A 22491-nucleotide genomic window follows, 5' to 3' on the forward strand; every position below is an offset into this window, starting at 1 on the left:
GTTCAATTAAAATTCTAATTCGTTTATAAATTCACTTAAACTCAACATATCAGATTTTTCAGGTTGCCACATTCTTATATGTATTAAAGGTAATTTCTTCGATGCATCCAATACTAATGTCAGAAAACCCTTATCCGAATAGACAGGAGAGTTATATATTTGATTGATCTGTATGGCGAAAGCCGTACCGACAGGCAATCTTGGAGCGTTAATCATCTGTGTCACATTATGTTCAAATATGAGATGAATATATTCCCTCTCATTGAAGTGCCTACGCAATTTAGCAAGATATTGTTGCTTACTTTGTTTGGTATAACGGATGTTATCACGCTTCAAATTGATCTGCGTACCTTCAATCTCCGGACTTGAAACAGAAGTCAAGACCGTCCCTGTTATGATTAAAGCATCATCGGAAAATATCTTCTCAATATAATCGAGCCGCTTCAATGCATAAGCTGTCTGATAATCTTCCATAAACTGCAAGATTGTATAACGCGAGATTTCAGTCCACGAAGATGCTGCATTAAAAATATCATCTTCCGCCTTTTTTGTAAGAGCAAAAGCAATCGACTGTATCTTTCCACTTTCCTTATTGAAACGAAAGACAATATTATCCATAAAAGTCTGGCCATTTTTGAAGCGTATCTTTACTTTACAGAATCGCCCCAATATCTGCCCATTCGCTTCGATAAACTCATAATTCTGCTTACCGACTACAGACACTTTTCCGGTTTTATTGATCAGTGTTTCAAACATTTTATAGCCTTCCGTCGTAAAAGAAGAATATACATCTTGTGGAGAGCCTGTCTTTATTGCATTTTCAACATTTTGCAATACACTTAGATAGTCCTCATTGTTCTGTACCGTTGTCACAGGTATCCGCTTGCGCATCCCTACTTTTTCCGGCTGTATGTCGGCATATTCGGCAGAGACAGATGCCGTCACCCCCTCCTCGAATTTCTTATCCGGCTTTATGGACTTCTGTTTCTGGTTCACCTTTACAGGGACCTCTACCAATGCGTTTTCAATCGGCAAAACTGTTGACTTATCAAATATAGCCCGCAGCTCCGCATCCAAATTTTCAGCTTCCTTACGGAAACTATACTCATAACGTATCCCGATCTTATTATCTACCGGCAAGGAAACAAGGTCCAGTTCTCCCTCTCCATCTCTCACGATCAACGGTCCGATAAAAGATTGTCCGTCGAAATAACGTAATTGCAAGCTGGCGACATCCCTATCGTTATAGGTAAAACGCATCCGCGCAAGATAACGAAACCCGTCTCCCGCACAATCTACCAAAGAGACTTTAATCCGGGAAAGTACGGATTTGATCTTCAGAGGCAAAAACGTAAGACAGTTCGATGGTTTGCCATTGAAGTCTGCATAAACGGCATCGCGATTCACTTTTGCAAGCATAAACGCCCAATAATAATTACGAAGGGCATCATCTATCTGCAAATTTTCTTCCGCCACTTTACCTGTAGCCACAAAATCAAGTATTTTCTTTTTGCGCTCTTCAAACATTTTATCCACTTCCGTCTTCGCTACCCATCGAAACACTTTTGCGTTCGGTTCCCCTTTCAGCACAGTCATCCTCACATTCTGTAAAGAGGCAAATGAATAAGATGCAACAGATCCTTCCTGAATGTAGCTCGAGGACACAGAACCATCGCTATTCCGCTCTCCTCTGTCTGTTTCCTGAGACTGAGTAGATATGCTTACGGCAATCTGGCGGCTGATTTGTGCCAAAGCGTTACTCTCAGCCTCTTCCAATGTTGTCCCTGAACCTTCGGCGCAATAATATCTTGAATCATTCTTTATATCTTCTATATTTTGTGCATGCACATAAAACCCAAAAAAAGTACAGATATAAATAAATATCAATCGTTGTAGCCTAAATGCTAACATCACTCATTTCTTTTTTTCAGTTCTTCTTCAACCCGGTCTCTAAATTTCTGGAACTCATATTGCATTTTGATCCTTTCCTCATCAGGAATCCGTTGCTTAACATTATCAACAATATCATCGGCCAATTTTGAAACACCATCTTTATATTCAAGGCATACAAAAACCTGATACGAACCGTCAGCCTGCAAATATTGCGAGGTTTTTATAATCACGGTATTCTTTATGGTTTCTTCCGCCACCTGCAAAGTCATCTCATTACTATTAGAACCTTCATCTCTCACTCCTGCCCCTTCTTTCATGTTCGATGAATATTTCCCATAAGTGAAACCACTTTCTTCTTGAGCTGTTTTTATTTTAGCAGCTATTGCACGAGCAAACTTTCCACGAGCCTGCATTTCCGCATAGTTTGAAGCCGTTGACAATCTGAAATTAATCCCCTCTCCCCAAGACCGAACCTCAGGTTTCTGCTGTGCTAATTCCTGACATTCATCCAGCTCTATCTTCATTTTTGACGGTCCGCTCCACTGGGTTGTCGCTTTTTTCGAACCACCACATCCGCACAACACTGTACTTGCAATAATACCAATTGCAATAAATCCTTTTAAATTTTTCATTATTAATACCTTTTAGTTTGACAATTGACAGTAATATGATCCCCCACCCCCACAAATACAATTGGTACAGGAAACGCTGCAAATTTATAAAGAACAGATTCTCCGAAAATGAAGGAATTTTCCAAAACCAGATAAGTTGCAAGATTTACAGTCAAGCGGTAAAAAATAATCGACAAAATGAAAATAAAATAAATTTAAGTAAAGAATTAAAGACACATTTTAGGCTGGTCATATACAAGGAATAAAAAGCCGCCGGTTAAAAAACAATGAAACCAGGGCTGGACAGAAGCAGTTTTATATCACAATCCACTGTTCGATATTACGGGTTTTAGCGCTGAAGTTCACTCCTATCTTAAACAGCTTGCGGGTGTCTGAGAGGAAAGGTTGTGCATAATGTTTTTCGTCTATCTGCTGCAAAGCCTCTTCCGCCGTACCATCCAGTTTGAACTCCATCACATAAATAAACTTATCCGTTTGCAGAACCAGGTCTACGCGACCTTCACTCGTATGATATTCCGCTTTTACATAGAAACCCACCAGCTTAAAGACGATAAAGAGCACATTCTGATAATGCAACTCAAGGTCTTTTACCAACTCGTAAGGCGTATCGGCAAAAAAGTTTTGCAGGCGACGGAAAAAGGCATCGACCTCTCCGGCACGTATCTCATAGACAAACTTCTGTATCTCAAAGGGAGATTCAACCTTATCCGTATTGGCATAATAAGGCAGAAGGAACTGGATAAAGCCCTCTTCCACTTCCCGGTTTGGGAATCCCAGACGATAAATACCAAATTCTTTATTATAGTCTTTAATAGTAAGATATCCACTCTGGTAAATAACAGGAATCGGATTGGTGGAAGATGCATCTATGCTATTCAGCACCGCTGCATTCGTTTCCTCATAAGCGATCCGTTCGAGATTGTAATGATGTTTTTTCAGCAATTCCACCAGATACGTAGGGGTACCCGTTTCGAACCAATAATTATCGATCTCCCGGTATTTAAAAGCATTAAGCAAACTGAACGGGTTATACATGCCGATGGTATTATGAGTAAAATGATAACCATCATAATACTTTTTCAGTTCTGCACAGAGTTCCTCATACGTCAAACTCTGGGCTTCTGCAAATTCGTGAAGCTCAATCTCCAGATTGTCATGGATTTCTTTATCGCTAATGCCACAGATTTCAACATATTCTTTCCGCATCGAAATATCGTCCAAGTTATTCAGGTCACTGAATACGCTTACCTTGCCAAACTTCGTGACACCAGTCAACATACCGAACTTGATACTGCCATCCATCGTCTTGAGCACACCGTAAAAAGGTTTCAACGTGTTACGGTATTCGGTCTGCAAAGCCTCATTGCCGATAGCTTGCAGCAACGGCTTGTCGTATTCGTCTACAAGGATGACGACACGCTGGCCAGTCAACTTGCAGGCACGGTCTACAACCCCTTTGAAACGCAGGGCAAGAGTTGATTCTCCTTCTCGGGAACCATAAAGAGCTTCCCAACCCAGCAGCGCTTCGTTCAGTATTTTGTCGAGGCTGTCGGGAGCATCATACTTGCCGATATTCAGGTCCAGATGCAAGATAGGATGTTTTATCCAATCTTTTTCCAACTTCTCCATTGCCAGTCCTTCGAACAGTTCCTTCTTTCCCTGAAAATAGGCTTCAAGAGTAGAAAGCATCAAGCTTTTACCGAAACGACGCGGACGGCTCAGAAAATAGTAACTCCCGGTTTTCACGAGCTGATAGATCAACGCTGTTTTATCTATATAAAAATAGCCGTCTTTGCGAATCTTCTCAAAGTTCTGTATGCCGATGGGGTAAATCTTGTTGCTCATAATGCTTTTGTTTTTGCCGAATGATGATCTATACAAAAGTACAAATTATTTTTATTGCACAATCCACCGTTCGATATTACGGGTTTTGGCGCTGAAGTTCACTCCTATCTTAAACAGTTTACGGGTGTCTGAGAGGAAAGGCCGTGCATAATGTCTTTCGTCTATCTGCTGTAAGGCCTCTTCCGCCGTACCACCCAGTTTGAACTCCATCACATAAATAAACTTATCCATTTGCAGAACCAGGTCTACACGACCTCGCTCGTATGATATTCCGTTTTCACATAGAAACCCACCAACTTAAAGACGATAAAGAGCACATTCTGATAATGCAACTCAAGGTCTTTCACCAACTCGTAAGGCGTATCGGCAAAAAAGCTTTGCAGGCGCCGGAAAAAGGCGTCGACCTCTCCGATTTCTATTTCACGGACAAACTTCTGTATCTCAAAAGCTGATTCTTGCTTATTGAAACGGGTATAAAATGGCATCAGAAACTTAATAAAACCTTCCTCCACTTCACGGTTAGGATAGCCTAAGCGATAAAGGCCGAAACGTTCATCATACCCTTTTATCGTCAGATAACCGCTCTGGAAAATAACAGGAATAGCTGATCATCTCCATAAATGCTGTTCAAGACATCGGCATCCGTTTCTTCATGCGCCATACGTTCCAAATCGTAATGATTGCGTTTCAAAAGTTCGACCAGGTAAGTAGGGGTACCTGTTTCGAACCAGTAACTACCGAATTTATTGTATTTGAAAGTATTCAACAGGCTGAAAGGATTGTAAATACCTTCCGTGTTTTCTACGAAGTGATAACCATCATAATATTCTTTCAATTTTGCACATACCTCTTCATAGGTTATCTTCCGGGCTGCAGCGAGTTCGTGCAATTCAAGATCAAGATTATCATGTATTTCCTTTTCAGTCATACCACAGATACCGACATAAGGTTCACGCATTGAGATATCGTCCAGATTGTTCAAATCGCTGAACACGCTCACCTTGCCAAACTTCGTGACGCCTGTCAACATACCGAACTTGATACTGCCATCCATCGTCTTTAGCACACCGTAAAAAGGTTTCAGAGTGTTACGGTATTCGGTCTGCAAAGCCTCATTGCCGATAGCTTGCAGCAACGGCTTGTCGTATTCGTCTACAAGGATAACGACACGCTGGCCCGTCAGCTTGCAGGCACGGTCTACAACCCCTTTAAAACGCAGGGCAAGAGTTGATTCTCCTTCTCGGGAGCCGTAAAGAGCTTCCCAACCCAGCAGCGCTTCGTTCAGTATTTTGTCGAGACTGTCGGGAGCATCATACTTGCCGATATTCAGGTCCAGATGCAAGATAGGATACTTTATCCAATCTTTTTCCAGCTTCTCCATTGCCAATCCTTCGAACAGTTCCTTCTTTCCCTGGAAGTAAGCCTCAAGAGTAGAAAGCAAGAGGCTTTTGCCGAAACGGCGCGGACGGCTTAGGAAATAGTAACGTCCGGTTTTCACGAGCTGATAGATCAACGCTGTTTTATCTATATAGAAATAACCGTCTTTGCGAAGGCTCTCAAAGTTCTGTATGCCGATGGGGTAAATCTTGTTGCTCATAATGCTTTTGTTTTTGCCGAATGATGATCTACACAAAAGTACAAATTGTTTTTACAGCAGCACACTCACAAGGATGTTTTTTACACCTCAACAGTTTAAATGTTTTATTCTCGAAAATATTACAATAACCCCCTTTTCCCGGCATTTTTCTATTTCACCTGAAATCTTGATCGATTTTGAACTGACTTTTTTCACTGTTTTAGCCTGTTCTACTGACAATAGATAAAATGAGGTGCGCAGCCCATTTCAAAAAACGTGCAAATTGATTACCGGAAACCGGAAACACCGACAAAGTGATAAACCTTAACTCCCGGAGAATCGCCTGTAGCAAAATAAAACGGGCGGCGTCCCAAATATCCCAGGGAAATTTAGGGCCTTTTTTGCCCTTTAGACGGTCCTCTTTCCAATTATGACCGTCCTAATCGCCATTACGACCGTCCTAATCTTCGCGAGGTGCCGAGTGCACTACACATTAGCACGGTCGCGGTGGCAAAGAGGACGATCGTAATGGCGGAAAACGCTCAAAAAAGAGAAAAAAGTGCCTTTTTGAGGTCAAAAAAGCGGATTAACATTTATTCGCTTTCAAGTCTCTTCTAAACCTGAAAAATACGTTTTATACAATAAGGTCCCCAGGGAAGTTGAAAGTTGAGAGTTAAAAGTTGAAAGTTAGAAGAGTGCTCTTAAGCACAGACCTTCAGATTAGAATGGTTTATCGCATAAAAAAACAGATGAAGAATCTACTTTTTTCCTACTTTTGTACAAGGATTTATTTTTTTACTTACACGAGAGACAACAATGAAAAGAAAAAAGAAAATACTGACAATTATCGCCATAATTGCAGTTACACTGATATTCATACTTCCGGCTATCGGATTCAGCATATTGAACTGGGGCGTGCTGCCGCCAGAGAAGCTGACACCGCTGGTTGTCGAGCAAACCAACAAGTTTCTCGATGCGCATCTGGATTGCGAACGGGTGGAACTGACTTTTTTCGAGACATATCCCTATCTGGGGGTAAAGCTGACTAACGGGCACCTGATTTCGCATGCCGCCGAAGACTCGACCGCCCATGAGGAAGAGTTGGCGGTCTCTTCCGACTCGTTGCTGTCGTTCAACCGTGCGACTGTCTCCCTGCAACCGCTCGACTATCTGTTCGGGGGCAAGATCACCATCAAGAATTTCTCGCTCGACCACCCGCGTTTCTACGGTTTTGTCAATAAGGATGGACGGGCAAACTGGGATATCTACCAGAGTGAAGCCGATTCGGCGGAAACGGATGCAGATAAAAAGCCACTCCCTCCCATCGACCTACAGCGGGTACGCATACGTGGAGGTCATTTCACGTACGACGATCGCCAGGCAGACCTCTTCGCCGAGGTAAACGGTTTCTTCATGCGTCTCGACGGTTCGCTTGCCGGAGGGGCCAATACGTTGGATTTTGAAACGGGCTGCTCTTCCATATTGTTCAGTAATCCGGCTTATACATTAAAGAATGACCTGGCACTCCGGCTCAAAAGCCGCCTGGTGCTTGCCGACCATTACAATTCGATTATGCTGAAAGACGCCGAGCTGATGGTGAACAACCTGCCTTTTACGGCGGACGGGGCTATCCGCAACTTCCCGGAAGACCGGCGTACACGCATCGACATGGATATGGGACTGAAGATATCTGACATGAACGACCTGCTGAAATTCATTCCTGATGCTTATTTCCAGGACCGCGACAAGATATTGGCGGAAGGCTCGGTTATTCTGGAAGGGAACATTCACGGTTTCTTAGCTGACAGTATCATACCGAACATAAACCTTTGTTGCAAGATAGAAAACGGTTCTTATCATGTTAAAGGCGTGAAACAGGGTATAGACACGTTGGCGATGGATCTGGATATCCACTTGAACGGGCCTTATCCGGACTCTTCTTTCATCTCGCTCGAACAACTTAACATGAAAGGGCTTAATACCGCGCTGGACATACAGGCAAATGTGACCAACCTGTTCCGCAATCCGGCCGTCAATGCCAAGATGAAAGGACAGGTGGATTTCACCAAGATGGGACAGGAATTCCTGAACCCGGACACTTTGCTGGTGGAAGGGATTATGGATGCCGACTTCTCGGCCACATTCACCGTAGACGACCTCCTGGAGAGCCGTTTCGGGAAAATACACGGTTCCGGCAAACTGAGTATCGACAGACTGAAAGCATTCAGCCAGCCGCTCGGCATGGATATTTTCATCTCTGACGCTTATCTGACAATCGATACGACACACCAGAAAAGCCGCTACCTTGAAGCACAGGAGCTGATGCGAATGACGATGGGCATCGACAGCCTGAACATCAAATACAAGGATGAAATCAGTACGAATATCAGCAAACTGGAAATGCTGGCACAGACATCGCCTGTGATCGACACGACCGCAGTCATACCGATGACGGGACGCTTGGCGTTCGAGCACCTCCGGACACGTATGCCCGATTCCGTCTGGATGGTGGCAGGGCGTACCGAACTGAAGGGCGGCATCAAATCGTCGGCTTCCGACAAACAAATACCGACGGCAGCAGCTGTTATCTCGGTCGACACACTGAAATATATCAGTGTCCCGCTTCGTACAGGCCTTGCGCTGACAGAGAGCAGGTTTACAATCGAAGCGCTCCCCTACCGGGACGCACGGCGCCAGCAAATGGCAAACCGGCAACAGCGTGTTCCAATCGGCAGGCAGCGCGGACAACAGACAGTAAGAAGGAGAGACTCAACCGATAGAAAAACGGCAAACGACAGCACGAATATCAGCGACCAGCTTCTCCGCAAATGGGAGGCACGGGGCAGTATCTCGTTTAAACAAATGCGCGGTTTCAGCCGCCTGTTCCCTCTTCCCATGTGGATGGAGCAGACGACGATGAAGTTTAACACCAACGACATCACATTGACGGATGCCCGCTTGCACTTAGGAAAGAGCGATCTTACCCTCAACGGAGAGGTCAGCCAGATCCGGCGGGCAATGCTCCGGGGCGGCAAACTAAAAGGAAACTTTAAACTGAGTTCGGATTATATCGACTGCAACCAGTTAATGCAGGCGATCAACAGCGGTATGCAATATGCCTCAGGTAATTCAGACCTGGCGCTCCTCAGTGACGAAAGCATAGCGGGACTCGACGCAACAACAATGCAGGACAGCATCTCGCAAGCAGAGATCGACACTACCGGACAACTGTTCGTCCTTCCTGCTTTCCTCGACATGGCGCTCCATACCGATGCGAAACGAATCGATTTCAAAGATCTGGAACTGGAAAACGTGACAGGAGAAATTGTCCTGCGCGACCAGAGTATAAATTTGAGCAAGCTCAATATGGAATCCAATATGGGACACGGAAACCTGACGATGGTCTACACGGCAAGGAACGAAGAGGAAGCGACTGCCGGATTCGACCTCGATATGGAAAACGTACAGGTAGAAAAGCTGATCGCACTCTTCCCGTCCATCGACACACTGGTCCCGATGCTCCGTTCGTTTGAAGGCGTGCTGGGCTGCGAGGTCACGGCTACCTGCAAGATTGACTCGACTATGTCGCTCGTCATGCCGTCGATCAATTCATCCTGCTATCTGCACGGGAATAATATGGTATTGCTGGATGGCGAGACTTTTGCCGAAATATCCAAAACGCTGATGTTTAAGAACAAGAAACGGAATGTGATCGACAGCATTGCGGTTGACCTTGCGATCAAAGATAATAAGATCGAAGTCTTTCCTTTCCTGGTAGAGATGGACCGTTACCGGGTAGCTGTCGGGGGGACGCATAATCTGGACATGACGTTCAATTACCATGTGTCCGTACTGAAATCACCTGTTCCCTTCAAGTTAGGAATCGATATTACCGGCAATCTGGACGACTTCAAATACAAGATCACGAAATGTAAATACAAAGACATCTTCAAACCGGCCAAACAGGCGGAACTCGACAGCACACGCAAGAATATCCGGAAAGATATCCGCGACGCCATCCGCAAACAGATCGAAGAAGCGGCACCGGAGTTAGGGAAGAATCTGGCAATGGCAAGAACGGAAACAAAAAAGGAGGCAGGGGAAATTCAAGAATCCCCGGCCTCCTTCCAAGAAGGGAATTAGGTGATTACCTGTTCCCGTACATTTCTTCGTAATACTTCATATAGTCACCGCCGGTAATATCTTCCACCCATTTCTGGTTATCCAGATACCAGCGAATGGTCTTGACGATTCCGACCTCAAAAGAAGTTTCAGGCGTCCAGCCTAATTCGTTTGTGATCTTCGTCGGATCGATCGCGTACCGCTGGTCATGCCCGAGGCGGTCTTTGACAAAGGTTATCAGGCTTTCGTTAATCCAGTCGATGGAAATCTGTCCGTCGGCGCCAATTTCCTTTTTCTTCAGTATTTGGCGGTATTCCGGTTGTTCGGTCATCAGGTTGCGAATCGTGCTGATTGTCAATTTCACGATTTCGATATTCTGCTTTTCGTTATGACCGCCAACATTGTAGACCTCTCCTGCCCGTCCCTTATGGATCACCATGTCGATAGCCTTGCAATGGTCTTCGACATACAGCCAGTCGCGCACATTCGTACCGTCACCGTAAACCGGGAGTGACTTGCCTTCAAGGATATTTTTGATAATCAGCGGAATCAGCTTTTCCGGAAAATGATACGGACCGTAGTTATTGGAACAACGGGTGATGCTGACCGGCATTTTATACGTTTCGGAATACGCCTGCACAAACAGATCGGCACTCGTTTTGGATGCACTGTACGGGCTGCGCGGGTCCAGCGGGGTCGTTTCATGGAAATAGCCCTCGGCACCCAGGCTGCCATACACTTCATCCGTCGATACCTGATGGAAACGGACTCCTTCGCGCCACTGGGGATAGCCGGTCTCCGCCTTGCCCGTCACCCAAGCCTTGCGGGCGGAATCGAGCAGGTTCTGCGTACCCAATATATTCGTAACCAGGAAAAGCTGCGGATTCTCGATGCTGCGGTCAACATGGCTTTCGGCTGCAAAGTTAACGACATAATCGAACTGATATTTCGCAAACAACTCGTCCGTCAGGGCACGATCGCAGATATCCCCTTTCACAAACTCGCAACGATCTCCGTCGATATCTCCGGCAATCGTTCCGAGATTGCCGGCATAGGTCAGCAGGTCCAGGACTACGATCTTTATTTCAGGATACTTTGCCAACATATACTTAACGAAATTGGCGCCGATAAAACCGGCCGCTCCGGTAACCAGGTAAGTCTTCATATCTGTATGTGTAATTATAAATTCATAATTCAAAATTAATCTCCGCTTCCCCCAATAAAGGAGCGTTCCGGTCCTTATCCGATAAATTAAGGATGGAAGGGTCCGTAATCCTCCATTCCACCGCAACCGCAGGATCGTCAAAACGCAAACCGCGTTCATGCGTCGGCATATAAGGATTATCGACTTTATAAGTAAAGACCGCTTCCTCGCTCAACACATGGAAACCATGGGCGAACCCCTGCGGGACAAAGAACTGGCGTTTGTTTTCGCCGGACAATTCGACAGCCACATATTTCCCGAACGTAGGAGAACCTTTGCGCAAATCGACAGCCACATCCAGCACGCATCCTTTAATCACACGCACCAGCTTGGCCTGTGAATAGGGCGCCAGCTGGTAATGCAAGCCTCTCAATACGCCTTTCGAGGAACAGGATTCGTTATCCTGCACAAATTCCACTTTACCGATATGTTCTTCAAACTCCGCCTTTTTCCAGGCTTCCATAAAATAACCACGCGCATCCTTAAACACTTTCGGTTCAATGATCCACACGCCGGGGATTTCTGTTTCAATATATGTCATTATCTTATTGTTTATGCTAACAGAAGGCAAAGTAACTTCTTTTTCCTTAGTTCTCCAAGCCTCCAGGAAAACAAAAAGGGAAGAAAAGATTTGCATATTCCAAATATATTCTATTTCTTTGCACTCGCAAAACCGGAATGGTTCTTTTGAAAACATATTGGTTCCTTGGATGAGTGGCTTAGTCAGCGGTCTGCAAAACCGTCCACGGCGGTTCGAATCCGCCAGGAACCTCTTGGTAACTTTACCGTTTTATTTTGGTTCCTTGGATGAGTGGCTTAGTCAGCGGTCTGCAAAACCGTGTACGGCGGTTCGAATCCGCCAGGAACCTCAAAAAAAAAGCTTGTAATCATTAGACTACAAGCTTTTTTTATTACTCCTATCTGTAAATCTTCGCAGCCCAACCGCCACCCGGGGCCATCTTGACTTTCACTTTGCGGTACACTCTATCCTATATGGCTGGAGTTAACTCAACTGTCAACCCCAAAGCATTAACGATCCTGTAAAAGGTGGCTACACTCGGAACAGTAAGTCCTTTTTCAATCCGGGAGATATAGGATTTGTTGGCCCCGATCCTCTTAGCGAGTTCTTCTTGTGTTAAACGGGCATTCTTACGTGCATCAAGTAATATTTGACTTGTATAGAAAGCGTAAGCCTCCTCATCAAACTTTGCTCTTTCCGGTGTGCCCGGTGCGCCGTATTGTACATTCAGAACTGCGCTATAATCAACTATTTTGTGATTGTTTGTCTCCATAATATGCCTCCTTTATTTTTAGTGCCTTCTCTACTTCACCTGATGGTGTTTTCTGTGTTTTCTTCTGAAACCCATTAAATAGAACCACAATCTGGCCATCATCGAAAATAAAGAAGACACGGTAAATATTGCCGTTATATTCCATACGAAGCTCATACAGACCGTCACGGATGAATTTTATGAACTTGACCGGCATTCGTTCTTCTGTTTCAAGTAACGAGATGATATAGTTCAACTTGATCACCTCTTTACTTGAGAGGGTCGCTAAAAACCTTTCAAAGTATCCTCCGTAGGTGGTAATCTTGCGTTTCATACGGCAAATATATGAAAAGTTACACAATTATGCAACAATTCCTATCTGTAAATCTTCGCAGCCCAACCGCCACCCGGGGCCATCTGGACTTTCACTTTGCGGTCGGCGGGAACCGGGATGATTTCCTTCTTGTAGTCACGGGCGGCACGATCGGCATTGATTCCGTCGCGGAACAATTCCATCTTATAGCTACCGTCGCCTAAGAAAGAGAGGTCGATCTCCACTTCGCGGGCATCCCAATTTGTCAATGCACCGACGTACCAGTTATCGCCATGATGGCGGGCAATGGCAACATACTCCCCTATCTTACCGTCCAATGCAACCGTTTTGTCCCATACGGTCGGGATATCGGCTATAAATTCCGTACATTCGGCCTCGCGTCTGTAGTTGGAAGGATTATCGCACAGCATGTTCAGCGGAGATTCAAAGATCACATAAGTGGCCAATTGATGGCAACGCGTACCCTGGCTCATCGGCTCGGTATTGATCGGGGCGTAGTTTTTACGAATCGCATTGCGCATGGCACCCTGTGTATAATCCATCGGGCCGGCCACCATACGGACAAACGGGATCGTCACGTCGTACAACGGCATATCATACGTGTTAGCCGCCCATTTCATATTTTCCAGACCATGCACGCCTTCATAATTGATTACGTTCGGATACGTGCGTTGCAGGCCTGTCGGTTTGCATATGCCATGATAATCCACCATCATCTTATATCGGGCACAGGTTTCAGCGCCCCGGTAAAGGAAGTCGATGATCTCCTGGTCGTCACGGTCCATAAAGTCGACTTTGAAACCTTTCACACCCATATCCGAATAATGTTTCACCACTTTCTCCATATCGCGGTCGAAAGCATGATAACCGGCCCAAAGGATAATGCCGACATTCTTGGATTTGCCATAGTTGACCAGCTCCGGGATATTGATTTCCGGAATCACCTGTATCAGGTCGGCAGCCAGGTTGACAGACCAGCCTTCATCCAGGATTACATATTCGATGCCATGTTCAGAGGCAAAATCAATATAATATTTATAAGTCTCGTTATTGATGCCTGCACGGAAATCCACCCCATAGATATTCCAGTCATTCCACCAATCCCAGGCAACCTTACCCGGCTTGATCCAGGAAAAATCCTGCACGCGACAGGGAGAAGCCAAACGATAGACCATATCGCAATCGGCCAATTGCTTATCATCTTCCGACACGACGAACACACGCCACGGGAAAGCACGCGTCCCCTTCGTCTTGGCGATGTAGCCTTCACGTTCTTCGACCAACATCTGGAGGTTGTTATGGCCACCCTGTTTCTTCACCTTAGGATAAGGGGCAAAAACAGGCTTCAAGGCCGGTTTATCGGTCGAGTTATTCAGGAACATACCCGGATAGTCTTCCAAGTCGGCTTCCGTGATACAGAGTTTCTTACCGCCGTCCAGTTCGACCAGAAGCGGAAGAATCATCAACCGTTTGCTATCCAGTTTCGTGATCGGCTCATGTACATAAGGCTGCTCGAAAGAGTTCATGAACTGTTCCTCAAAAGTCGCCTTTTGGCTGTTCACATAAGGAGCGAACGTCTTATGGTCGGAAGAGAAATTATAGCCGGCTTCTTCGTTCACCACGATGATATCATTTTTCATCTTTGTGGTAAAGCGGTAAGCCATTCCATCATTATACAGACGGAAAACAAGGCCGTAATTACCGCGGAACGCAAATGTCATCTCGTTATATGTATCCTCTATTTCCGTCTTTTTATAGAAAGGAGAAGGAATGGTTTTATCCACTGCCGCCTTCAAGACCTTCGATACTTTCGAATTGACACCCAAGACGGAGCCATCCTGCAGTGTCATGGAAATTGGCGAAGCCGCCAGAACCTCTGTCCCGTCATGTGTCAGGGAAAAACGGATATCATCACCCACAGTAACGACTACTTGCAGTTTTTTGTCCGGCGATTGCAACTGATAGCTTTTCTGAGCCATCAACGATACGCTCCCCATCAGGAAGAGCATTATAAGAGCTTTTAGTTTCATGGTTTTCAAATTTAATTAACTGACGGCAAATATACGGGAATAAACAGGAAAAGCTTTTGCAAAATTGTCTTATCTTTGTTGATATTGTATCATAATACAGCTATAAAAGGGACTATCGGTATGAAAAAGCTTATTTGTTTACTGTTTTGCAGCCTTCTTTTCCTTCCGGCTGCCGCCCAATGGAAATGGCATAATCCGATGGAAGCCGGTTTTCCGGTTATCCAAAACCAGGGATTCACAAAGGAAATCGGAAACACTTACACCCGCTTGCCGGAACGTGCCAATGGTGTGGTGAGCGAACCGGTCTGGAACCTGTCGCGCCATTCGGCCGGACTTGCCATCCATTTCTACAGCGATGCGCCACAGATTAAAGTCCGCTATACCGTAACCGGCAGCCTGAACATGCCGCATATGCCCTCAACCGGCGTTTCCGGCGTCGACCTCTACAGTATCGACAGTGACGGAAAATGGCACTTCTGTTTCGGCGGCTATTCGTTTCAAGACACGATTACCTATACATATAATAATATAGGTAAAGACCGCTATCATAAACAAGGGTTTGAATACCGGCTCTATCTCCCGCTGTACAACGGAGTGAAATGGCTGGAGATCGGTACGCCCGAAGACAGCCATCTGGAATTTATCCCGCTTTCTCCCGAAAAACCGATTGTCCTCTACGGGACTTCCATTGCGCAGGGAGCTTGCGCCTCCCGTCCGGCGATGGCGTGGAGCACGATCCTGCAACGCTCGCTCGACTACCCGTTGATAAACCTGGGATTCTCCGGCAACGGCAGGCTGGCAAAAGAGGTGTTGCAATTTATCAATGAGACGGACGCGCGTCTGTACATTCTGGACTGCATGCCCAACCTACCCAACCAGGAGGAAGAAGAGGTGACAGCCCTTGCCATCGCCGCCGTCAAGCAAATCCGGGAGAAGCATTCGGCTCCCATCCTGCTGATCGAACATGCCGGATACAGCAATATGCAGACTGACTCCGCCGAATACAAACGGCTTATGAAAGTGAACCGGGCTTCCCGTAAAGCCTACGAACAGATACAGACCGAAGGGATTCCGGGCGTCTTCTATCTCACCCGCGAAGAGCTGAACATCCCTGCCGACGGCTGGGTAGACAGCGTGCATCCGTCCGACTTGGGCGCACAGCAGCAGGCTACGGTTGTAGAAAAGAAGATACGCGAAATCCTGCATATCCCTCTCGGTTCTTTCGCAACGACCATCCCCGTCACCCAACGCCGCGAACCGCATATGTACGAATGGCACGCCCGTCACCGCGCTATCCTGGAGCAAGTACGCAACCATCCGCCCAAAGCTGTCATCATAGGTAACTCGATCACCCATTATTGGGGAGGCGAACCGGAACACCGGAACAAGAACGGCCGGGAGACATGGGAGAAGGTGATGCGCCCCGCCGGCTTCCAAAACCTGGGCTACGGCTGGGACCGGATAGAGAATGTGCTTTGGCGCGTGTACCACGGCGAATTGGACGGCTATGACGCCGGCAAAGTAGTCCTGATGATCGGCACGAACAACTGCGGACTGAACAGCGACAATGAGATCGTCGAAGGCCTCCGCTTCCTACTCTCCGCCATCCGCCAGCGTCAGCCGAACGCCTCCATCAAAGTCATCGGAATCCTTCCCCGCCGCAACCAGGAGCAGTGGGTGAAAAACATCAACATCGATATCAAAGAAATGGTGGAAACGGAAGGCTTCGAATTTGCCAACCCGGGAACAGCCCTGCTGCAACAAGACGGCAAAATAAACGAAAGCTTGTTTATCGGCGACGGGTTGCACCCGAACGAGGAGGGATACAGGAGAATTGCCGGAAGGATTGCTGACTGAAACCAGACGCAGCAGAAGTAAGAGAAAAAGTTTCTCCCGAAGAAACTTTTGTTCCGTCTCGATGAAACTAAAGTTTCATGAAGGCGAAACTTTAGTTTCAACATCACAAAACTTCTGAAACTTTAGTTTCAACTACACAAGCAGCGTGAAACTTTTTTTCATACAGTCACATGCAACCCATCATAAGCCAAATGGACATGCGGCGGCAGTTCCTTCTCGACCTCGGCATGGAGGCCGATGCGGTGGCTCATGTGGATCAGATAGGATTCTTTCGGACGGATGCGCTCGATATTGGCGAGTGCTTCTTCCAGGGATTCATGCGTCGGGTGAGCGCCTTTCCGAAGAGCGGTCAGGATCAGCAGGTCCAAACCTTCCAGTTTGGCATATTCTTCTTCCGGCAGAAACTTCACGTCCGTGATATAAGCCATATTGCCGATGCGATAGCCGAAGATAGGCAGTTTGCCGTGCATCACCCGGATAGGCGTAACCGGCAAGCCGGCTGCCATAAAGGGCTGGTCTGTTATCCGGTGCAGCTCCAGGTTCGGAACACCGGGATAGCGGTGGGCACGAAAGGCATAAGGCATACGCGTTTCGATCGCTTCCGCCACATAGTCTTCGGCAAAGATGTCGACCCCTTTTTCCCGGCAAAAAGGACGAAGATCGTCCAGTCCGCCGACATGGTCATAATGTTCGTGCGAAATCAGGACCGCATCCAGCTGATAGGTCCGGTTCTTAATCACCTGCCAACGGAAGTCCGGACCGCAGTCCAGCAAAATCCGTTTCCCGTCGGTTTCAACCAATACCGACGTACGCAAACGCCAGTCGCGCTTATCCGTGCTTGTACACACCTCGCACTGGCAACCAATCTCGGGGACACCCGTAGAAGTCCCCGTCCCTAAAAACGTAATTTCCATTTAACCGACATATTTAACTTCTGGCATGATCTCGATACCGAACCGGTCATTGACTGCCGTACGGATGCTTTCGGCGACCAGTGCGATTTCATGCCCTCTTGCATCTCCTAAATTAACCAATATCAACGCCTGCTTCTCATAGACTCCGACCGGGCCGTGCGATTTGCCTTTGAAGCCACATTGCTCGATCAGCCAGCCGGCCGGGACTTTCACCTTCCCCTCGCCTGCCGGATAAGACGGCATCTCCGGATACTGTTCTTTCAGCTTCTCATACTGCGCAGCCGGGACGACTGGATTAATGAAGAAACTGCCTGCATTTCCCAACTCATCCGGATCGGGCAATTTCTGACGGCGGATCGAGATCACGGCGTCGCGCACTGCCTGCAATGTCACCTCCGGATATTTGGCCAGTTCTTCCTTCAGATTGCCATAACCGACAGAGAACTGAGGCCTTTTGCTGAGACGTATATATATATATGTAACAATATACGGATCATTATGCTCATTTTTAAAGTAACTGCTCCGGTAACCATAGAGACATTCTTCGTTTGTAAACGTACGCTTCTCGAACGAAAGCTGGTTATAAGCCTCCACCGCCTCGATCACATCCTTGATCTCCGCCCCGTATGCCCCGATGTTCTGGATAGCGGCAGCACCGGCTTCTCCGGGGATAAGGGAGAGGTTTTCAATGCCGCCCCAACCTTTGGATACGGCATAAGCCACCACATCATCCCATTTTTCAGCGGCACCGATACGAAGCAGAACGGAATCGTCTATCTCCTCCGCCACGGAAATGCCTTTTATCTGCGAATGCAGGATGATCCCGTTGAAATCGTTTATGAACAGCAAATTGCTCCCGCCACCGATATGAAGCGACAGGCATTCCTGGAAATATTCATCCCGGAGGATACGTCCCAACTCTTCTTCACTTGCATATTCCATGAACCAGCGGGTCTTTACCGGGAGATGGAAAGTATTATGTTTTTCCAACGAATAATTCTCTTCTATTCTCATTTTACGTTCTGTATTATTTTTCATGACAAAAATAACTATAAATATCAAATTCATCAGTACATCCACTAAAAAGCCTTTCAAATATCGAAACCGAGAGACCATTAACATTTTTTGTTTCGCAAAACGTAACAAACGCACGCAAGCGTTGTTAAATAAGAAATGAACGACGTTTTCTTTATATGCAAAAAGCAACACAACATATAGACAAAAAGCGTACATTTGCCTTGAAAATCATAATTAAATAGAAACATTCATGAACAAAGCAGAATTGATCGAGGCCCTGGCCCAGAGATCGGGATTACAGAAGCAGAAAGCAAAAAAAATGTTGGACGCTTACATTGAGATTGTTACAGAAGCGATGTCTCACGACGAAGAGATTGTATTAATTGGTTTCGGTACATTGATACCGCGTCCGCAGACCAGCCGTCTGGCCCGTAACCCTAAAACTGGTACTCCAGTTATGATTCCGGCCAGAACAACCGTGAAATTTAAACCGGGAAAATATTTGTTGGATGCAATCAACAAACCCGGAGAAAAGAAGTAAAAAAGACTTTTTGCACTATCAAAGAAGGCAGCCTAAAAAAGGTTGCCTTCTTTTTTGCGATCTGTGCAAATTATAACTAAATTTGGCACCGGAAAATAACAATTTAATAATGAAAATAGTTAATCTTGGAGAATCGAACTCGGTTTTAAACCGGTTTGTCGCCGAACTGCGCGATGTGAATATACAGAAAGACAGTATGCGTTTCCGCCGGAACGTCGAACGGATCGGCGAAATTATGGCTTATGAGATCAGTAAAGATTTTACTTACAGCTTAAAAGGCATTCAGTCACCTTTAGGAATAGCCCCGATGAACACACCGGACGACCGGGTCGTTATCAGTACCATCCTGCGTGCCGGACTCCCCTATCACCAGGGATTCCTCAGCTATCTGGACAACGCGGAAAATGCTTTTGTTTCCGCCTACCGCAAATACAAAGACCGCTTGAATTTCGACATCCACATCGAATATATCGCCTCTCCCCGGTTAACAGACAAAACCCTGATCATAACAGACCCGATGCTGGCAACCGGCAGTTCGATGGAATTGGCTTACGAAGCCTTGCGCACAAAGGGACATCCGGCCCATATCCATGTCGCTTCCATCATCGCCAGTAAGCAGGCCATCGAATACATCCAACGCAAAATGCCGGACGATATCACAACCATATGGGTCGCAGCCGTCGACGACAAGTTGGACGACCATTCCTATATCGTTCCCGGATTAGGCGACGCCGGAGACCTCGCCTATGGTGAAAAAGAATAAGAGATTGTCTTAGCGGGGTAAAGTAAACCAGAAGCAAGAGCCCTTGCCTTCTTCGGACTTTACTCCGATATGTCCTCCCATCTGCTCTACGAAACTTTTGCAGATGGAAAGTCCCAGACCGGTGCCCTGCTTAAAGCTGTTTCCTTTATAAAAACGGTCAAACACGTGTTGCTGTATCTCGAGCGGCATCCCTTCTCCTGTATCCGTCACAGAAAATTCCACGCAATTCTGGCGTAAACGGTAATCAAGTGCAATCACTCCCGCATCGGTATGTTTGATCGCATTATTAACAAAATTGGACAAGACCTGTGTCAACCGCACTTTGTCGCAATGGTAGACATAAGGAGGCAGATCCGGAGCCGCGCAAAGCGTAACACCTACCGGCACCTTAATCTTCATCGACACAACCAATTCGTTATACAGTTCCTGCAAATCAATATCGGTTGCCTTCAATTCGATTGTTCCGGATTCGATCTTGGCCAGGTCCAGCACATCAGAAATAAGTTGCAGCAACAGTTCGTTATTTTTTTGGATGATATCCACGAACTGTTTCTTTTCTTCCGCATCATCCGTATCCACCAGCAAAGTAGAAAAACCGACAATGGCGTTAAGAGGCGTCCGGATCTCATGGCTCATATTAGCAAGAAAAGCGGATTTCAGGCGATCCAGTTCCTCTGCCTTTTCGCGTTGTTTTTGTGTTTCCTTCAGTTCGGTGATATCGTAGTTCACACAAATCATTTCTAACTTATTCGCATCGGCGGACTGCATATTACGCATAACATTCACACGGGTCCATTTCCATCCATCGCCATTTTTGATTCTCAATTCCTTCCGGAGGCTGTTTACCTTTCCCTGTTTTACACGCTCAAAGAAATTAAGCATCACTTTCCGGTCTTCCGGATGAACATGATTATAAACGCCGATTATCTTCGACAAAGGCGTTCCCTCTTTTTCTCCCAGATTCTGATACCATTGATTAATAGCATAACCGTCACGCGAAAGCAAATCGAACTTCGCATATCCGACTTTTGCAAAACGGCTGACTAAGCTGAAAAAGTGCTCGAACTCTTCGATACGGCTATAAGCTACCGCCTTATCGGTGTTATCGAGATTGATGAACAGGTAATTTATAAGACTGCCATGCGCATCATAAAGCATGCTGACCTTTGTAAAAAGGTCGATTGTTCCACTTTTCTCTGTCGGGTAATAATCGTCTTTCCGGATTTCATTAAAAGAATAAGATTGGCGGAAAGAAACAGGTTCACGGGAATGCAGCTTTTCCCGTATCTCAACAGGGATCATCGGATTGTCAAAAATATTAACCCCAAAAGCCACCTCTTTGGCAGGAATACCGAATATCTCGGCATTCAGATTATTCATATCCACCAGATAGCCGTCTTTATCATACAATTCGATACCGACAGGGATATTTGTATAGATATTACGGAGCAGTTTTTCACTATGATCCAACGCTTCGTTGATTCGTGCCATCTTTGTGATGATACTGATTATATTGGAAAGGGACGAGAGCCATTGATAATCTTCCAGACTCCACAATCGGTGTTTATCTACAATATCGACTCCCATATACCCCCAAGGTTCTCCCTTGATTATCAAGGGTATCAAAATCGATGAACGAACACATCGCTTCTCCAGATAGCGCTTTTCCTCCGATGCTTCGGCCGGCAGTTCATCTAAATTATTAATCAGAACCGGATATAAGCTCTGTATTTTCCGTGTGGACCAGGGCAATGTGGAAATCGGAATCTTTTGCAGGGAAAGACGGACAGGCGTAACCCCTTCGCTACAAACCTCGTATGTGCAACTAATACTCTGTTCGTCGTCATATTCCATAATATAAACACGCCCTCTCGTATCTATCGAAAACAGAATCTCCGTCAAAGCCAGATGAATCGATTTATGCAAATCATTTGTCTGTATGAAGGAATGCAAGGCGCGCGAAAGACTTCCCAAATGCCGGAGGATACCATCGATCTGGCTGTTTACAATCGGTTTGTTTTCTTCGACTTCGCTAAACGGAATCAATTGCAAAATCCCCAATACCGTTATTTTTCCGTTTGCATCTTTTTCACGCTTACAGATCTTAGTACGGACAAACTTGACTCCAAAACAGGTCTTAAGCGGAAATATTTGTTCATATATACCTATTTCTTTAAAGAAAGCAAATTCATTGGCAATACGGTCTCGGTAATCTTCACGGATTAAAGCAAGGAAATCACGAATAGGCAGTTGTGGACCATCCAATTCTAACAGACTAATCAAAAAGTCCGAGCAGATATAACATCCGCGTTCAAAATCAGCTTCCCACCAACCAACCTGGGCATTATCTAATAATAATCGATACTGGTCTGTCTCCATGAGCACTTCATTAGTTAAATATGACACAAAATTCGTCATTATAAACCAGATCTACAAATTTATTCATGTTAATATTCAAGGCTTTTCAGACAAACAGCCCGCAAAAAAAAATT

At 45.9% G+C, this 22491-nt stretch carries 15 protein-coding genes, 2 tRNA genes and 1 pseudogene; 6 read left to right on the forward strand and 12 right to left on the reverse strand.

Annotated elements, in window-relative coordinates; all coding sequences use genetic code 11:
• Positions 1 to 6 precede the first annotated feature (6 nt).
• The 4 genes and pseudogenes from DW083_RS11280 to DW083_RS11295 all read right to left on the reverse strand — a co-directional run bounded on the left by DW083_RS11280 (position 7) and on the right by DW083_RS11295 (position 5967).
• Entirely contained in the window at positions 7 to 1848 is a 1842-nt protein-coding gene (locus tag DW083_RS11280; RefSeq protein ID WP_158582109.1) for an LPP20 family lipoprotein, read from the reverse strand.
• Between the two features lie 62 nt (positions 1849 to 1910).
• Positions 1911 to 2525 carry a hypothetical protein gene (locus DW083_RS11285; RefSeq protein WP_122332423.1) on the reverse strand — a complete coding sequence of 205 codons (615 nt, stop codon included), beginning with the start codon at positions 2523 to 2525 and terminating at the stop codon, positions 1911 to 1913.
• A gap of 294 nt (positions 2526 to 2819) precedes the next feature.
• Positions 2820 to 4370 carry an ATP-binding protein gene (locus DW083_RS11290; protein WP_122332424.1) on the reverse strand — a complete coding sequence of 517 codons (1551 nt, stop codon included), beginning with the start codon at positions 4368 to 4370 and terminating at the stop codon, positions 2820 to 2822.
• A gap of 51 nt (positions 4371 to 4421) precedes the next feature.
• A pseudogene (locus tag DW083_RS11295) lies at positions 4422 to 5967 on the reverse strand (ATP-binding protein).
• Between the two features lie 795 nt (positions 5968 to 6762).
• Between DW083_RS11295 and DW083_RS11300 the strand changes: the two are divergent.
• Positions 6763 to 10089 (forward strand): AsmA-like C-terminal region-containing protein, encoded by a 3327-nt coding sequence (locus tag DW083_RS11300; protein WP_122332425.1) that lies wholly within the window; start codon positions 6763 to 6765, stop codon positions 10087 to 10089.
• 4 nt (positions 10090 to 10093) lie between these two features.
• Here DW083_RS11300 and rfbB read toward each other — a convergent pair whose 3' ends face one another.
• Positions 10094 to 11233: a dTDP-glucose 4,6-dehydratase gene (rfbB, locus tag DW083_RS11305; protein ID WP_122332458.1), complete on the reverse strand. Its 1140-nt coding sequence runs from the start codon at positions 11231 to 11233 to the stop codon at positions 10094 to 10096.
• A gap of 22 nt (positions 11234 to 11255) precedes the next feature.
• Positions 11256 to 11813, reverse strand: a complete 558-nt coding sequence (gene rfbC / locus DW083_RS11310; RefSeq protein WP_122332459.1) for a dTDP-4-dehydrorhamnose 3,5-epimerase — start codon at positions 11811 to 11813, stop codon at positions 11256 to 11258.
• 159 nt (positions 11814 to 11972) lie between these two features.
• Here rfbC and DW083_RS11315 point away from each other — a divergent pair.
• A tRNA-Cys gene (locus DW083_RS11315) sits at positions 11973 to 12044 on the forward strand.
• Positions 12045 to 12069: 25 nt separating this feature from the next.
• Positions 12070 to 12141 (forward strand) — tRNA-Cys (locus tag DW083_RS11320).
• Between the two features lie 120 nt (positions 12142 to 12261).
• Here the strand turns inward: DW083_RS11320 and DW083_RS11325 are convergent.
• The 3 genes from DW083_RS11325 to DW083_RS11335 are packed head-to-tail and all read right to left on the reverse strand — an operon-like array spanning position 12262 to position 14907.
• Positions 12262 to 12564 carry a helix-turn-helix domain-containing protein gene (locus DW083_RS11325; RefSeq protein ID WP_122332426.1) on the reverse strand — a complete coding sequence of 101 codons (303 nt, stop codon included), beginning with the start codon at positions 12562 to 12564 and terminating at the stop codon, positions 12262 to 12264.
• Positions 12536 to 12877, reverse strand: coding sequence for a type II toxin-antitoxin system RelE/ParE family toxin (locus tag DW083_RS11330; protein ID WP_122332427.1), 342 nt, complete (start codon positions 12875 to 12877; stop codon positions 12536 to 12538). Before DW083_RS11330 ends, DW083_RS11325 begins: the two co-directional genes overlap by 29 nt.
• Positions 12878 to 12918: 41 nt before the next feature.
• The gene (locus DW083_RS11335; RefSeq protein ID WP_122332428.1) at positions 12919 to 14907 is read right to left on the reverse strand and encodes a glycoside hydrolase family 97 protein; all 1989 of its coding nucleotides are present in this window, start codon (positions 14905 to 14907) and stop codon (positions 12919 to 12921) included.
• Positions 14908 to 15027: 120 nt separating this feature from the next.
• Here DW083_RS11335 and DW083_RS11340 point away from each other — a divergent pair, with 120 nt between their 5' ends.
• Entirely contained in the window at positions 15028 to 16764 is a 1737-nt protein-coding gene (locus DW083_RS11340) for an SGNH/GDSL hydrolase family protein (RefSeq protein ID WP_122332460.1), read from the forward strand.
• A gap of 158 nt (positions 16765 to 16922) precedes the next feature.
• On the opposite strand, the gene DW083_RS11345 is transcribed toward DW083_RS11340, so the two are convergent.
• Positions 16923 to 17678 carry an MBL fold metallo-hydrolase gene (locus DW083_RS11345; protein ID WP_122332429.1) on the reverse strand — a complete coding sequence of 252 codons (756 nt, stop codon included), beginning with the start codon at positions 17676 to 17678 and terminating at the stop codon, positions 16923 to 16925.
• Positions 17679 to 18716: a UDP-N-acetylmuramate dehydrogenase gene (murB, locus tag DW083_RS11350; RefSeq protein WP_255419815.1), complete on the reverse strand. Its 1038-nt coding sequence runs from the start codon at positions 18714 to 18716 to the stop codon at positions 17679 to 17681.
• Positions 18717 to 18945: 229 nt separating this feature from the next.
• Between murB and DW083_RS11355 the strand changes: the two genes are divergently transcribed.
• Positions 18946 to 19236, forward strand: a complete 291-nt coding sequence (locus DW083_RS11355; RefSeq protein ID WP_115499143.1) for an HU family DNA-binding protein — start codon at positions 18946 to 18948, stop codon at positions 19234 to 19236.
• Positions 19237 to 19345: 109 nt separating this feature from the next.
• Positions 19346 to 19999 carry a uracil phosphoribosyltransferase gene (gene upp, locus DW083_RS11360; RefSeq protein WP_115499144.1) on the forward strand — a complete coding sequence of 218 codons (654 nt, stop codon included), beginning with the start codon at positions 19346 to 19348 and terminating at the stop codon, positions 19997 to 19999.
• Between the two features lie 9 nt (positions 20000 to 20008).
• Here upp and DW083_RS11365 read toward each other — a convergent pair whose 3' ends face one another.
• Positions 20009 to 22405: an ATP-binding protein gene (locus DW083_RS11365; RefSeq protein WP_233552165.1), complete on the reverse strand. Its 2397-nt coding sequence runs from the start codon at positions 22403 to 22405 to the stop codon at positions 20009 to 20011.
• Between the last annotated feature and the right edge of the window lie 86 nt (positions 22406 to 22491).

This window comes from Parabacteroides sp. AF48-14 (genome assembly GCF_003477465.1).
GTDB classification, from domain to species: domain Bacteria; phylum Bacteroidota; class Bacteroidia; order Bacteroidales; family Tannerellaceae; genus Parabacteroides; species Parabacteroides acidifaciens.

Bases quoted from the DNA above. Each gene is read 5' to 3' on its own strand.
- DW083_RS11285 (WP_122332423.1), bottom strand. From the start codon at position 2,525: ATGAAAAATTTAAAAGGATTTATTGCAATTGGTATTATTGCAAGTACA.
- DW083_RS11290 (WP_122332424.1), bottom strand. From the start codon at position 4,370: ATGAGCAACAAGATTTACCCCATCGGCATACAGAACTTTGAGAAGATT.
- DW083_RS11300 (WP_122332425.1), top strand. From the start codon at position 6,763: ATGAAAAGAAAAAAGAAAATACTGACAATTATCGCCATAATTGCAGTT.
- rfbB (WP_122332458.1), bottom strand. From the start codon at position 11,233: ATGAAGACTTACCTGGTTACCGGAGCGGCCGGTTTTATCGGCGCCAAT.
- rfbC (WP_122332459.1), bottom strand. From the start codon at position 11,813: ATGACATATATTGAAACAGAAATCCCCGGCGTGTGGATCATTGAACCG.
- DW083_RS11325 (WP_122332426.1), bottom strand. From the start codon at position 12,564: ATGGAGACAAACAATCACAAAATAGTTGATTATAGCGCAGTTCTGAAT.
- DW083_RS11330 (WP_122332427.1), bottom strand. From the start codon at position 12,877: ATGAAACGCAAGATTACCACCTACGGAGGATACTTTGAAAGGTTTTTA.
- DW083_RS11335 (WP_122332428.1), bottom strand. From the start codon at position 14,907: ATGAAACTAAAAGCTCTTATAATGCTCTTCCTGATGGGGAGCGTATCG.
- DW083_RS11340 (WP_122332460.1), top strand. From the start codon at position 15,028: ATGAAAAAGCTTATTTGTTTACTGTTTTGCAGCCTTCTTTTCCTTCCG.
- DW083_RS11345 (WP_122332429.1), bottom strand. From the start codon at position 17,678: ATGGAAATTACGTTTTTAGGGACGGGGACTTCTACGGGTGTCCCCGAG.
- murB (WP_255419815.1), bottom strand. From the start codon at position 18,716: ATGAAAAATAATACAGAACGTAAAATGAGAATAGAAGAGAATTATTCG.
- DW083_RS11355 (WP_115499143.1), top strand. From the start codon at position 18,946: ATGAACAAAGCAGAATTGATCGAGGCCCTGGCCCAGAGATCGGGATTA.
- upp (WP_115499144.1), top strand. From the start codon at position 19,346: ATGAAAATAGTTAATCTTGGAGAATCGAACTCGGTTTTAAACCGGTTT.